This is a genomic window from Catenuloplanes indicus (assembly GCF_030813715.1).
Lineage (GTDB): Bacteria > Actinomycetota > Actinomycetes > Mycobacteriales > Micromonosporaceae > Catenuloplanes > Catenuloplanes indicus.
In genome coordinates this window covers 5,822,811-5,835,790 of sequence record NZ_JAUSUZ010000001.1, presented here as the reverse complement: position 1 = coordinate 5,835,790, position 12,980 = coordinate 5,822,811, and the positions used below count along the sequence as shown (strand labels likewise).

Here is a 12,980-nt window from a genome sequence, read left to right as displayed (position 1 = left end):
TACACGCACAAGACTACGGCTTGTGGTCACAGGAGTCGTCACGCGCCTCGCTCACGTTCTGATCTCACAAACGGCGTTCTTACAGGAAAAACTCAGCAAAGCTCGGGGGTACGGCCGGCACGCATCGCCTCCAGCGCGGACAGCGCGTCATCGAGCGTGGCCACTCGGTACATGGGCAGCCCGTCCACCGCGTTCTGCTTCGCCTCCGCGCAGTTGCCCTCGGGGACGAGGAACACCTGTGCGCCGGCCCGCTTCGCGCCGACCAGCTTCTGCGGGATGCCGCCGATCTCGCCGACGTTGCCGTCGCCGTCGATGGTGCCGGTGCCGGCGACGACCTTGCCGCCGGTCAGGTCCTCCGGCGTGAGCTTGTCGATGATCCCGAGCGTGAACATCAGGCCGGCGCTCGGCCCGCCGATCTCGTCCAGCTTGATCTCCAGCGTGAACGGCGGCTTCTCCTGGATCTCCACGCCGATCCGCGGCTGCCCGTCCATCTCCTGCGTGGTGATCTGCACCGCGATCTTCTGGCCGGACCGGGTCACGTCCAGCGTGCGCAGGGTCCCGGCCGGCTTCGCCCGGACCAGGTCGGTCAGCGCCGGCGCGGACTCGACCGCGGTGCCGTCCACCGCGGAGATCACGTCGCCCTCCTGGAGCTTGCCGGTGGACGGGCCGTCCGCCGCGACCTTCGCCACGGTGACCAGGATCGGCAGGCCCAGCTCGCGCAGCGCGGCCGTCTCCGCCGTGGTCTGCGACGCCTGGAACTCCTCCGCGTTGCGCTGGTCGACCTGCTCCTCGGTCTCGTCCGGCGGGTAGATCAGCTCGCGCGGCACGACCGCCTCGGTGCCGTCGAACCAGCCCAGAATCGCGCTCACCAGGTTCGGCTCGGGCTGGACGCCGACCGTGGTCAGGCGCAGCTGGCCGGCCGAGGTGGACGTCTCGGTGCCGGAGATCTGGATGATCTCGGCGTCCTTGTCCTTGCCGAGCGTGTCGACGGTCGGGCCGGGCTTGAGGATCACGTACGGGATCGGGGCGTACACGGCCGCCATGGTCAGCACGAAGGTGATGAGCGCACCGGCAAGGACCGTGAAGCCACGACGTTTCATGCCGCTGAGCGTACCCATCGCGGCGTGGCTGTTCGTTTCCTGTGCATCCGGTACCGATTCGCTATGAGCGCAAGGCCGGGAGCGGCCGGAACTCCCCCGGCGCGCGTACCGTTGAGGACGTGCCTGACATCCCGTTCGGTTTCGCCCTGCCGGGCGCACAGCCGCCCGACCCCAACGACCCGCAGCAGATGCAGCAGTTCATGGCGCAGCTGCAACAGCTCCTCGCGTCGCCCGGCAACGGCCCGGTGAACTGGGATCTGGCCAAGCAGGTCGCGCTGAGCCAGCTCGCCGCGAGCGGGGACTCGTCGCTCACGCCGTTCGAGCGCAACTCGGTCACCGAGGCGCTGCAGCTCGCCGACCTGTGGCTCAACCCGGCCTCCGCGCTGCCCTCCGGCATCCGCACCGCCGTCGCGTGGAACCGCACCGAGTGGGTGAACCGGACGCTGGACGTCTGGAAGAAGCTCTGCGACCCGGTCGCCGGGCGGATGGTCTCGGCCATGGGCGACCTGGTGCCCGAGGAGGCACGCGCCCAGCTCGGCCCGATGCAGTCGATGGTCGCCACGCTCGGCGGCGCGCTCTTCGGCGGCCAGCTCGGGCAGGCGCTCGGCTCGCTCGCGGGCGAGGTGCTCTCCGCCGGTGACATCGGCCTCCCGCTCGGCCCGGCCGGCATGGCCGCGCTGGTCCCGGCCAACATCACGGCGTACGGCAAGGGCCTCGAGCTCCCCGAGGACGAGGTCCGGCTCTACGTCGCGCTCCGCGAGGCCGCCCACCAGCGCCTCTTCGAGCACGTCCCGTGGCTGCGCGCACACGTGCTCGGGGCCGTCGAGTCGTACGCGGCCGGCATCACGGTCAACCGCGAGGCGATCGAGGAGGCGATGGGCCGCATCGACCCGGCCAACCCGGAGTCGATGCAGGCGATGGCGCTGGAGGGCATCTTCAGCCCGGAGGACACGCCGCAGCAGAAGGCCACGCTCAACCGCCTGGAGACCGCGCTCGCGCTGGTCGAGGGCTGGGTCTGCCACGTGGTCGACTCCGCCGTCGCGGACCGCCTGCCCAACGTGGTCCGGCTCGGCGAGGCGTTCCGGCGCCGCCGTGCCGCCGGTGGCCCCGCCGAGCAGACGTTCGCCGCGCTGGTCGGCCTGGAGCTGCGCCCCCGCCGCCTCCGCGAGGCCAGCACGCTGTGGGCCACGCTCACCGAGCACCGTGGCGTCGCCGGCCGGGACGCGATCTGGAGCCACCCCGACCTGCTCCCCACGGACGACGACTTCGCCCACCCGGAGGTCTTCGCCCGCTCCCAGCTCGACTTCGACATCGCCGAACTGGACGATCTGCCCAGCGTCGACGAGCCGCCGTCCGACGCGGATCCCGGCCCCGAGAAGTCCTAGCCTAGGTCTCAGCCGCCGAGGAGGGCCCGGGTCACGTCCCAGCCCTCCACGGCCGGATCCAGCGCGTGCAGATCATCCGGCGTCCGCATCCGCCGCCACTCCGGTGCCGCCCCCACCTGCTCCGGCCGCTCCGCCGCCCGCCGTAACACCGCCGGGTCCCCATCCTCAAGATCAAAATCCGGCAACCACGCCGGTACGGGCAGATTCGCCGCGACCCCGACCAGCCCTCGCCCGCCGTCCGCCCGCGCCACCGCCACCGGCCGGCTGCTGAGCGGCCGCAGCAACTTCCCCACGGTCAGCCCCGGCAGATTCGGCGCATCCCCGGCCACCAGCGCGGCCTGCTCATACCCGTCCGCCGACGCCGCCGCGAAAATGCCGCGCGCGTCCAGCCTCTCCACTTCGTAAACCGGCATCCCCGGCCACCGGATCCCGTCCGCCAGACCCCGGTCCGCCGCCGTCACCGCGATCGCCGCATCCACCACCGCCAGCCCACGCAGCAGATCCACCACATCCTCCGCAAGCGCCGCTCGCCACTTCCCCAACTCCACCCCCGGCGGCGCCCACCTCACCGCCACCAACACCGCCACCGCCACCCGCCGCGTCATCCCCCCACGCTATCCCGCCCCCGCCCCCTACCCGGTTCCCCACATGCGGTCACCGCCGCCAGGCCGGCCACCACCGCGCAAGCCGGCCCCCACCGCGCGAACGGTGGACGCCGCGCGAACCGGTCGACGCGCCCAGGCCGGCCACCACCGGAGGAGCCACTCAGCCGAGGCCGTGCCCGCAGCCGCCGGCCGTGCGCCAGCGTGACGATCACCGGGTCATCTCCGCGAGGCTTGGTCGTGCCCCGGAGAAACGCGGCACTGGTCGCTGATCGCTGCGCCCCGCGGCAGCAGCAAAGTCGGCGCCTCGCACCACATCCGATGATCACCGGCCGCACAGCTCGCCGCCTCGACACAGACCCCGTGAAACAGGCGCCGCCACGCGCCTGAACGCAGCTGCTCACGTGCCACCAGCCCGTGCGCCACCGCTGTTCCACCGCGTGAGGGAGCCAGCCTCAGCCGCTGCGGAACCGCACTCCTCCGAACCACCCCCGCATACTCCGCCACCCGCATGAGATCGACATTGACGGTGATCATCTGATGGCGCCGGGTGAATCGAGCCGAGATTTCGGGCGCGGAGCGCCCACCGACGTTCTCGCCCACCTGGCCGAGCCAGCACCCGAGCCGAGCCCGGGCGCGGTCCACCCACGGAGCGGCCTTTCCGCCAACGCGACCGGCACGCATGACCCGGCCGCGGGCATCAGGCAGCCGTTGGCCGTCCGGCAGCCGACCGGTCCAGCGCACGAACGCCGGCGTCGACCCGCCCGCGAGGGCGGCGCCGGTCCGACCACAAGGGCGGCGTCCCCGCCGGAGCGGCCATCCAACGCATCCCGCGGCAGCCGCCGCCCTGCGCTCATAGGGCGGCCCGGCCACCGCGCAAAGCCGCGAGCGCGGGCGGAACACTCACCCGGCGGGAAAAGGATTTCTAATCGTCCAGGACCATGCCGGTTGCCGCGGAGATGCCCTCAAGGTAGCCCCGCGCCCGTTCCGTGCGTGGGTAGCGGCCGACCAGGTGCCAGAAGCGGGCATTGTGACTCGGCACGACGAGGTGCACCAGTTCGTGGAGCAGCACGTAGTCGATGACCCACTCCGGCATTTCCTGGATGCGATGGGAGATGCGGATGGTGCGGTCGGCGGGGGTGCAGGAGCCCCAGCGGCCGTTCTGGTTGGTGACCCAGCGGACGCTGTCCGGGAGGACCTGGTCGCGGTGGTCGTCGAGGTAGCGGGTGATCAGGCGGCGGGCGCGGGCGAGCAGTTCGGCGTCGGTGCGGAGGAGGCGTTCCTCACGGGCGGCGAGGCGGGCGAGCATCCTGTCGACCCACTCGGTCTCCTCGGCGCGGGAGAACTGGTCGGGGATGAGGACGACCACGCGTTCGCCGTCCCGGTAGGCGGACACCGTCCGGCGACGACGCTGACTGCGCCGCACCTCGACGACCGGCTTCCGCGTAGCAGCCATTACCGGCCCGCGGAGCCCCGGGTTCCGTTCACATCGGCACGCTAATCCCTGGAGGCCAGGGGTTCGCAAGAGCCATCCGGGTGAGCCCCGCCCGAAAAATACACTTTCGGGCTTGAAGTCCGAAAAAAATTTGTCGCGACAGCGAGACTACCCGCCGGTTTCGGCGGTTGAGCATCGGGGGTGGACCCTTTTGATCACCGAGGTGGACGGGGGGCAAAGCTTCTCCGGCGTGTCCGCGCGAACCTGCCCAAAACGGGGCAATTCGGCGGGCAGACTCCACCTCGGCGTACGCGCCGGACATGGAATCGACCGCAGCTGGGTACGGGTCCGCGAGGACCGAGACCCACGGCGGCGGTCGCATGGAACAGCCGGCGCCGATAGGTCGCCGCGCCGGGAACACCGGGGCGCGGCAAAGCCGGTCACCGAACTAGGAGGGGCACGTGGCCACCAAGACCCAGTCGTACAACGGGTACTGCGTGAAGTGCAAGGAGAAGCGCGACTTCGAGGGCTCCGTGGAGGTGTCCAAGACGGGGATGAACATGGCCAAGGGCAAGTGCCCGGTCTGCGGTACGACGATGAACCGCATCCTCGGCAAGGCCAACAAGGCCTGACGCGGCACGCTTCAGCAGGGGCGGCTCCGGCCGCCCCTCAGCTTTTCTCGGACACAGCCGTTACCGCGACGGTTCGAACACGTTGAGTAATAACGAAGGGCTGTGGATAACGCCCCGGATCCTGTGGATAACAGGGTGCACAACCGTGCGGTCCTGTGGATAACTCGGGGGATGTCCGGCCGAGCGTGACACTGTGTCACCCATGGCCGAGTCACCGCCGTACCGTCCGATGCTGATTCCCGGGCTGACCCGGGCCTGGCGGGACGAGACCACGCTGCAGCTCGGCACCGGCACCCGCCGCGGCATCGTGCTGGCCCCGGCCCCGAGTGCCGTCGGTGAGCTGCTCGACCTGGTGGACGGCACCAGGTCGGAGAGCACGCTGCTGCGGCACGCACACCGGCTGGGCCTCACCGAGGAAGAGGCGCGGGCGCTGCTGACCGTGCTGCACGAGGCCGGTCTGCTGTTCGGCGCACACCATTTCCTGCCCGCCCGGCTGACCGCGGAGATCCGCTCCCGGCTGTCCGGCGAGGCCGCCTCGATCGCGCTGGGTGACGCCGCGCCTGTGGACAACCCGGCCCGCGTGCTGCGCCGCAGATACGCGGCCGGCGTCGCGATCACCGGTCCGGGCCCGGCCGCCGGGCCGATCGCGGTCGCGCTCGCGCAAGCCGGCGTTGGCCGCGTCCACGCCGACCTGACCGGCCCGGTGCTCGCCAGCGACCGCGCCGGCGGCGCGGTCGTCGACGACGACCACCGGCCCGGCACCGCCGTCGAGCACGAGGGCCGGACCGGCGCGGTCACCGCGGGCGGAGGCCGGGCCCGCGCGGTACGGGCCGCGATCGCCCGCGTCGCGCCGGACGTGCGGACCGGCCCGGTGCCGCGCGGCCGGGCCACGCTCGTGATCCAGCTCGGCCTCGACCGTCCCGCCCCGGTCCTCGCCGCCGGCTTCGCGCAGCGCCGGCAGGCACACCTGCTGGTCGGCGCGCGCGACGGCACCATGGTCATCGGCCCGCTGGTGCCGGCCGCGGGCGTGCCCTGCCTGCGCTGCCTCGACCTGCACCGGCGCGACCGCGACCCGGCCTGGCCCGCGCTCGCCGCGCAGCTGGTACCGCGCCCGGGTGACGACCCGCCGGCCGGTGGGGCCGCCACCGTGCTGGCCGCCGCGGCCTACGCTGCCGAGCAGGTGCTGGCCCACCTGGACGGCGGGATTCCGGAGACGGTCGGCGCCGCGACCGAGATCGCCGGCCCGTCCCGGATGCGTCGACGGCGCTGGACGCAGCATCCGTCGTGCGACTGCGGGCGCCGGCATCGCCGATCTCCTCGCTTCCGGCCCGGCACCTTCACAGATGGCCAGGCACAATGATCTGGTGACCGATATCCCCCGACGGGCGGCCGCTCGCACTGCCAAGCTCGCCAGCCTCCCGCTCGGCTTCGCCGGCCGGACGGTGCTGGGGCTGGGGAAGCGCGTCACCGGCATGGCCTCCGACGTGATCTCCGCCGAGATCCAGCAGCGCACCGCCGAGCAGCTGTTCAGCGTGCTCGGGCAGCTCAAGGGCGGCGCGATGAAGTTCGGGCAGGCGCTGTCGGTGTTCGAGGCCGCGCTGCCGGACGAGCTGGCCGGGCCGTACCGTCAGGCGCTGACCAAGCTGCAGGAGGCCGCTCCCCCGCTGCCGGCCGCCAGCGTGCACCGGGTGCTCGCGGCCGAGCTGGGCGAGGACTGGCGGGCCAATTTCGCCGAGTTCGACGACGTCCCGGCCGCGGCGGCCAGCATCGGACAGGTGCACCGCGCGGTGTGGCGCTCGCCACCTCCGGGCCGGGGCCGCAAGCGGGTGCCGGACCGCACGGTCGCCGTGAAGATCCAGTACCCGGGCGCGGGTGACGCGCTGCTGAGCGACCTGAAGCAGCTGTCCCGGCTGGCCGGCATGTTCCGCGCGATCCAGCCCGGCATCGACGTGAAGCCGCTAATCGCCGAGCTGCGCGAGCGGATCACCGAGGAGCTGGACTACGAGCTGGAGGCGGAGACCCAGCGAGCCTTCCACGCGGGGTACGCGGACGATCCCGACGTCTACGTCCCCGAGGTCATCCGGGCCACGCCGCATCTGCTGGTCACCGAGTGGATCGACGGCACCCCGCTGTCCGAGGTCATCGCCGGTGGTACGCAGGAGGAGCGCGACGAGGCCGGCCGCCTGATGGCCGTGCTGCACTTCTCCGCGCCGCGGCGCTGCGGCCTGCTGCACGCCGACCCGCACCCGGGGAACTTCCGGATCCTGCCGGACGGCCGCCTCGGCGTGATCGACTTCGGCGCGGTGGCCCGGCTGCCGGACGGCCTGCCCGAGCCGGTCGGCCGGCTGCTGGCGCTGGCGCTGGCCGGCGACGCGGACGCGGTGCTGGCCGGGCTGGTCGAGGAGGGCTTCGTCAAGCCGGACGACGACCACCTGGACGCGGCCGGACTGCTTGAGTTCCTGCTGCCCATGCTCGCGCCGGTGGTCGAGGAGGAGTTCCAGTTCACCAGGGCCTGGTTGCGCGGCGAGGCGGTCCGGCTGGGCAGTCCGAAGAGCCCGGCCTACCAGCTCAGTCGGCACCTGAACCTGCCGCCGTCGTACCTGCTGCTGCACCGGGTGACGATGGGCTCGATCGGCGTGCTGTCCCAGCTGGAGGCGCGGGCGCGCTACCGCGGCATCGTCGAGGAGTGGCTACCCGGCTTCTCCGCATGACGACGAAGACGGAGAAGCCCCCGGCCGCGAACGGCCGGGGGCGTCGGACAAGGGGTTATCCGCGCAGTTCGCGGGCGGCCCGCTGACGGGCCTCCATCGCGACGCGACGTGCGGATCGAGGTGCCTCAGTGCTCCGGATGGCGGACTGAGGCGATCGCATTCGTACCCTCGACAGCGCTTCGTGAAGTAGTTGCATCTTGCCGGCTCCGTTCAGGGAAGCGGTGATTCCGGGATTCATCTCGAGTTGCATCGCCGGCAGGTAACCGGCGTCGACGTTGATCGGGTGCATGTCAGGCCGCCAGCCGGACGTTGCTGCGGGTCTCGGCCAGCTCGTTGGCCGCCATCCGCGCCTCGACCTCGGTGCGCAGTTCGGCGTCGCGCGCGGCGTCCTCCTTGCGCGGACGGCCACGGGGCCGCTTGCGCGGAACGACCGCGCCACGCTCGAAGATCTCGCCGCCCCAGACGCCCCACGGCTCCGCACGGTCCACGGCGCCGCTCAGGCAGGCGGCACGCAGCGGGCAGTCCCCGCAGAGCGACTTCGCCAGCTCGAGTTCGGCCGGGACGTCCGAGAACCACAGGTCGGGGTCGAACTTCCGGCAGGGCAGGTTTGCCTCCAGCTCGACGTTCGTGTCGAGCACGGCAAGGGCCAGACTCATCGCCCGGTCACCTCTCTCTCGCTTCGATCTCGTAGATCGCTTTCCGACTTCGGTCGGGGTCGGAGTCATTTCCGAACCCGGTGTGCGGGCTTCGAAAATGACGAAGGCCGCGGATCCCGGTAGCGGGTTCCGCGGCCTCGAGGTGAGCCGGTTGGTCTGATCGAGTCAGACCGGCCTTCCTCGAGGTGGAACACCGCGGGCACCGCCGAAGGCTCGCTTCGACATGCCCTTGTTGCCCGTGATCCCGTTGCTTCCCGTAGAGCCACTGCGGCCCTTGAGGGACTCGTTGCCGCTCACCGGGGACACACCGGTCCCCTGGAGCTCGATCTCGCCATACGCCTGCTGCAGGCCGTCTTGCACCCGGAGTTCGGCCAGGGTGCGGACCTGATCCACCTGCGGGACGTCGGACATGATCGACCGGACCTGCCACGGCGACACATGCGTCGCCACGGACGAGGACCGGACCGGACCGGCAACGGACAACAGGAGGGCAGGGGACATCGATGGGATCTGCAGCATCGTGTAGATCTCCACGGGGGTCACCTTCTCTCTCCGACTAGCCGTTGACGAATACGGTTTCCACCCCGTCCGAGCAGCAAGAAGACCCGCGCTCGGTGAGGTGTGATCTGAGGCTATGCCCCTCCTACGCGAGAGGGCAAACGAATTAATGCGGGTTCTCAGAAGTTTTTTTGGGCGGTCACTTCATCGACGGTCGCGCCGCCGATCAGCGCCATCACCGACGCGCCGTACAGCCGCTGCTTGCGCGGGCCGATCCCGGCGATCTCCAGCAGCTGCTCGGCCCGGCTCGGGCGGCGCTCCGCCAGGGCCACCAGCGTGGCGTCCGTCAACACCACGTATGCAGGGACTTTCTGGCCTCCGGCGACCCGCGCACGCCAGTCCACCAGCCGGTCGTAGAGGTCCTCGTCGAGGTCGCTCGGGCAGCCCGGACAGCGGCCCAGCTTGCGGTCCGCACCGGCCAGCAGCGTGGCGCCGCAGACCCGGCACGACGCGATCGGGACGCGTCTGCGGTCGGGTTTCTGACTCGGCTTCTCCAGGGACGTGGCAGCGGAGGCCGGTTTCTCGAAGCGCGGCATGAACCGGCACGGCCGTCGCGGCCGCCCGCCCGGCGACCGGCTCTGCCCGTAGGAGAGCCACAGCCAGTGCCGGGCTCGGGTCACACCGACGTAGAGCAGCCGGCGCTCCTCCTCCAGCGCCTCCGGCGTGCGCGCGTACGAGGTGGGCAGCGTTCCGTCGGCCAGCCCGACCAGGAACACCGCGTCCCACTCCAAGCCCTTGGCCGAGTGCAGCGACGCGAGCGTGACGCCCTCCAGCGCGGGCGCGTGCTGCTGCGCCGCGCGCCGGGCCAGTTCGTCGTTGAAACCGGCCAGCGTGGCGTCCCGCTGCACCGCGCCGCCCTCGCCGATCGGCTGGATCTCCGGAACCGCCGCGAAGTCCACCGCCAGCTGCACCAGCGCGGCCAGCGCCTCCCACCGCTCCCGGGCCGCGCCGCCCGGCGGGGGCGAGTCCGGCGTCCAGCCGGTCGCGGCGAGCGCGTCCACCACGGCGGCCCGCAGCGGCGTGCCGGACGGCGTGGACCGGGTCGCGGCGCGCAGCGCGATCATCGCCTGGCGAATCTCGGTGCGTTCGAAGAACCGTTCCGCGCCCTGCACCACGTACGGCACGTGCGCGTCGGTGAACGCCGCCTCGTACGCCTCGGACTGCGCGTTCGTCCGGAACAGCACCGCGATCTCGCGGGCTGGCGTGCCCGCCCGGATCAACTCGACGCAGCGGCGGGCCACCGCGGCCGCCTCGTCCGGCTCGTCCGCGAAGATCCGCAGCTCCGGCTCCGGCCCCGGTGCGCGCTGGCCGACCAGTTCCAGCCGCAGCCGTGCCTCCGCACCCCGGGCCGCCGAGATCACGGCGTTGGCCAGGCCGACCACCTGCGGCGTGGACCGGTAGTCACGGGTCAGCCGGACCACGGTGGCGCCGCGGAACCGGCGGGCGAAGTCGATCAGGTACGACGAGGTGGCGCCGGTGAACGAGTAGATCGTCTGGCTCGCGTCGCCGACCACGGTCAGGTCGTCCCGGCCGCCGAGCCACGCGTCCAGCAGGCGCTGCTGCAGCGGGTTCACGTCCTGGTACTCGTCGACCACGAAGTGCCGGTACTGCGACCGGATCTCCTCGGCCACGTCCGCGTGCTCCTCGATGCCCCAGACCGCGGCGCGCAGCATGTCCTCAAAGTCGATCACGCCCTGCGAGCGCTTGAGCCGCTCGTACTCGGCGAACACCGCGGCGACCTTCTCCGGGGCCAGCGGCGGCTCCCGGGTGGCCTTCACCGCGGCGACCGGGTACTCCCCCGGCTCGACCAGCGACGACTTGGCCCACTCGATCTCACCGGCCAGGTCGCGCGCGACGATCCGGTCCGCGCGCACCCCGGCCCGCCCGGCGGCCAGCGTGACCAGCCGCGCCTTGCTCTCCAGCAACTGCGGCATCGCCCGGCCGTCCAGGATCCGCGGCGCGAAGTAGCGGACCTGGCGCAGCGCGGCCGCGTGGAACGTGCGGGCCTGCACGCCGGGTACGCCGAGCACGGCCAGCCGGGCGCGCATCTCCGCGGCGGCCCGCGCGGTGAACGTGACCGCCAGCACGTGCCGGGCGGAGATCTCCGCGGACAGGACGCGGTGCGCGATCCGGTGGGTGACGGCCCGCGTCTTGCCGGTGCCGGCACCGGCCAGGATGCAGACCGGCCCGGCCGGAGCGGTCACCGCCCTGAGCTGGTCCGGGTCGAGCCCGGATATGACGCTGCCACCCACGGCGTCCGAGCCTAGGTCATCGCACGGCGGGAAACCTCACGCCGGGCGCGGGATTATCCGCACATCAACCCTGGTTGGGGACGATGATCGGGTCATCACTGTCTGTCATAGGGGAGAGAAGCTGCGATGTTGACCATGTACTCGACGAGCTGGTGCGGCTACTGCCATCGCCTGAAGTCGCAGCTCGACCGCGCGGGCATCGGCTACGAGGTGGTGGACATCGAGGCGGACGACGACGCGGCGGCGTTCGTGATGAGCGTCAACGGTGGGAACCAGACCGTACCCACGTTGCGCTTCGCTGACGGATCGGCACTGACCAATCCGTCCATCGTCCAGGTGAAGGCCCATCTCGCCGAACTCGCCGCCTGAGAACGCGCATACCCGGCCGCCGATCGTGATCAATTACGATCGGCGGCCGTATTTGTTCGGCAGAATGCCTGATTTCTATTGATCTGCGCCTCGGGCATTAGTGTCACTCGTACCCCCGCGCATCAATGAAGCGGTTCATAATGGGCGGTGGCGAAACCAAAGACTGACGCGTGGAGGTTGCGGTGTCCCCTGCTCCGAGCCCGATAGTGCGGCGACGCCGGCTCGGACAGGCGCTGCGCCGGTTGCGCGAGACCGCCGGCCTCACCGGAGACCAGGTCATCGAGCGGATCGGCTGGGCCTCCGCCTCCAAGCTCTCCCGTCTGGAGAACGGCCGCAGCCGCCCCGACCTCGGTGACGTGCTCGACCTGCTGGATCTCTACGGTGTCGACGGGGAGTCCCGGGACGAGCTGATCGCGGTCACCCGGGACGCCGGCAACACCCGGGCCTGGCTGCGCGCCTACCCGGTGATGACGCCGCAGCAGCGCGACTGGGCCGAGCTGGAGGCCGGTTGCGTCGACATCCGGGAGTACGCGCCGTCCTACGTGCCCGGCCTGCTCCAGACCCCGGAGTACGCCCGGCTCCGCCTGGTCTCCGCACATCCGCTGGCCAGCCCCGCGGTCGACGGCCTCAGCCCGGACGGTCTGGAGAACCAGATCCACGCCCGGATCGCCCGCCAGGCGCTGCTCACCCGCCGCCACGACGCGCCCCGCTACGACGCCGTGCTGGAGGAGACCGCGCTCACCGGCCGCGGCGGACCGCCGGACATTCTTCGTGGCCAGGCCGCCCATCTGCGCCGGGTCGGCGCGCTGCCGAACGTCACGATCCGGGTGCTGCCCCGCACCGCCACGGTGGCGAACTGGTACCTCGCCCACACCAGCTTCTCGATCTACCGCTTCGCCGACCCGCAGGACCCGGAGACGGTTGCGGTCGAGACGCTGGAACGCGACATGTTCGTCAACGAGGCCGACGAGGTCCGCCATTACGCCACCGTCTACGACTGGCTCCGGGACGCGGCACTCTCCCCGGAGGACTCCATGCAGTGGCTCATCGAGGCGGCGGAGACGCTGCACGCCACGGTTCGGCCCCCGGCCCAGCGCCGCGCTCCGGACCAGCACCTGTCCTCGTAAGAGCTGATCCCATTCCGGCACCCCGCTTCCGGCGGAGTTCGGTGTTCACGCCGGTTCGGGGGTGGGAGCCGGGGCGGCGGCAGGGGCATGCTCCCGCGGGCATCGGTCCCGGCACCAGGACCCACGCCGCCGCGCGTGGGCGCGGCGACGCAC

The 12,980-nt window shown here is 71.6% G+C and carries 12 protein-coding genes; 6 read left to right on the top strand and 6 right to left on the bottom strand.

Features of this window, described 5'->3' with window-relative positions; all coding sequences use genetic code 11:
* Nucleotides 1–92: 92 nt before the first annotated feature.
* Nucleotides 93–1,100, bottom strand: coding sequence for a YlbL family protein (locus J2S42_RS26440; protein WP_307243280.1), 1,008 nt, complete (start codon nucleotides 1,098–1,100; stop codon nucleotides 93–95).
* Between the two features lie 119 nt (nucleotides 1,101–1,219).
* Between J2S42_RS26440 and J2S42_RS26435 the strand changes: the two genes are divergently transcribed.
* On the top strand, nucleotides 1,220–2,485 hold the full coding sequence (locus J2S42_RS26435) for a zinc-dependent metalloprotease (RefSeq protein WP_307243279.1): 1,266 nt from the start codon (nucleotides 1,220–1,222) through the stop codon (nucleotides 2,483–2,485).
* Nucleotides 2,486–2,493: 8 nt separating this feature from the next.
* Here the strand turns inward: J2S42_RS26435 and J2S42_RS26430 are convergent, their stop codons facing one another.
* Nucleotides 2,494–3,090, bottom strand: a complete 597-nt coding sequence (locus J2S42_RS26430; RefSeq protein ID WP_307243277.1) for a hypothetical protein — start codon at nucleotides 3,088–3,090, stop codon at nucleotides 2,494–2,496.
* 922 nt (nucleotides 3,091–4,012) lie between these two features.
* Nucleotides 4,013–4,543 carry a M48 metallopeptidase family protein gene (locus tag J2S42_RS26425; protein WP_307243275.1) on the bottom strand — a complete coding sequence of 177 codons (531 nt, stop codon included), beginning with the start codon at nucleotides 4,541–4,543 and terminating at the stop codon, nucleotides 4,013–4,015.
* Nucleotides 4,544–4,983: 440 nt separating this feature from the next.
* On the opposite strand from J2S42_RS26425, the gene J2S42_RS26420 reads away from it, so the two are divergent.
* The 3 genes from J2S42_RS26420 to J2S42_RS26410 all read left to right on the top strand — a co-directional run bounded on the left by J2S42_RS26420 (nucleotide 4,984) and on the right by J2S42_RS26410 (nucleotide 7,865).
* Nucleotides 4,984–5,154 carry a DUF5679 domain-containing protein gene (locus tag J2S42_RS26420; RefSeq protein ID WP_306835039.1) on the top strand — a complete coding sequence of 57 codons (171 nt, stop codon included), beginning with the start codon at nucleotides 4,984–4,986 and terminating at the stop codon, nucleotides 5,152–5,154.
* Nucleotides 5,155–5,356: 202 nt separating this feature from the next.
* Complete coding sequence (locus J2S42_RS26415; RefSeq protein WP_307243274.1) at nucleotides 5,357–6,514, top strand: hypothetical protein; 1,158 nt, start codon at nucleotides 5,357–5,359, stop codon at nucleotides 6,512–6,514.
* Nucleotides 6,515–6,518: 4 nt separating this feature from the next.
* Nucleotides 6,519–7,865 (top strand): ABC1 kinase family protein, encoded by a 1,347-nt coding sequence (locus tag J2S42_RS26410; RefSeq protein ID WP_307243272.1) that lies wholly within the window; start codon nucleotides 6,519–6,521, stop codon nucleotides 7,863–7,865.
* 290 nt (nucleotides 7,866–8,155) lie between these two features.
* Here the strand turns inward: J2S42_RS26410 and J2S42_RS26405 are convergent, their stop codons facing one another.
* The 3 genes from J2S42_RS26405 to J2S42_RS26395 form a co-directional block, all read right to left on the bottom strand.
* The gene (locus J2S42_RS26405) at nucleotides 8,156–8,521 is read right to left on the bottom strand and encodes a WhiB family transcriptional regulator (protein ID WP_033340845.1); all 366 of its coding nucleotides are present in this window, start codon (nucleotides 8,519–8,521) and stop codon (nucleotides 8,156–8,158) included.
* Between the two features lie 165 nt (nucleotides 8,522–8,686).
* The gene (locus J2S42_RS26400) at nucleotides 8,687–9,055 is read right to left on the bottom strand and encodes a hypothetical protein (protein WP_307243270.1); all 369 of its coding nucleotides are present in this window, start codon (nucleotides 9,053–9,055) and stop codon (nucleotides 8,687–8,689) included.
* Between the two features lie 143 nt (nucleotides 9,056–9,198).
* The gene (locus J2S42_RS26395) at nucleotides 9,199–11,331 is read right to left on the bottom strand and encodes an ATP-dependent DNA helicase UvrD2 (RefSeq protein ID WP_307243268.1); all 2,133 of its coding nucleotides are present in this window, start codon (nucleotides 11,329–11,331) and stop codon (nucleotides 9,199–9,201) included.
* A gap of 126 nt (nucleotides 11,332–11,457) precedes the next feature.
* Between J2S42_RS26395 and J2S42_RS26390 the strand changes: the two genes are divergently transcribed.
* Both J2S42_RS26390 and J2S42_RS26385 read left to right on the top strand, forming a co-directional pair.
* Nucleotides 11,458–11,700: a mycoredoxin gene (locus tag J2S42_RS26390; RefSeq protein ID WP_307243267.1), complete on the top strand. Its 243-nt coding sequence runs from the start codon at nucleotides 11,458–11,460 to the stop codon at nucleotides 11,698–11,700.
* A gap of 182 nt (nucleotides 11,701–11,882) precedes the next feature.
* Entirely contained in the window at nucleotides 11,883–12,827 is a 945-nt protein-coding gene (locus J2S42_RS26385; RefSeq protein ID WP_307243265.1) for a helix-turn-helix domain-containing protein, read from the top strand.
* The last annotated feature ends 153 nt before the right edge of the window (nucleotides 12,828–12,980 follow it).

Excerpts from the sequence above, each read along its gene's own strand:
- J2S42_RS26440 (WP_307243280.1), bottom strand. The coding sequence starts at position 1,100 with ATGAAACGTCGTGGCTTCACGGTCCTTGCCGGTGCGCTCATCACCTTC.
- J2S42_RS26430 (WP_307243277.1), bottom strand. The coding sequence starts at position 3,090 with ATGACGCGGCGGGTGGCGGTGGCGGTGTTGGTGGCGGTGAGGTGGGCG.
- J2S42_RS26425 (WP_307243275.1), bottom strand. The coding sequence starts at position 4,543 with ATGGCTGCTACGCGGAAGCCGGTCGTCGAGGTGCGGCGCAGTCAGCGT.
- J2S42_RS26415 (WP_307243274.1), top strand. The coding sequence starts at position 5,357 with ATGGCCGAGTCACCGCCGTACCGTCCGATGCTGATTCCCGGGCTGACC.
- J2S42_RS26405 (WP_033340845.1), bottom strand. The coding sequence starts at position 8,521 with ATGAGTCTGGCCCTTGCCGTGCTCGACACGAACGTCGAGCTGGAGGCA.
- J2S42_RS26390 (WP_307243267.1), top strand. The coding sequence starts at position 11,458 with ATGTTGACCATGTACTCGACGAGCTGGTGCGGCTACTGCCATCGCCTG.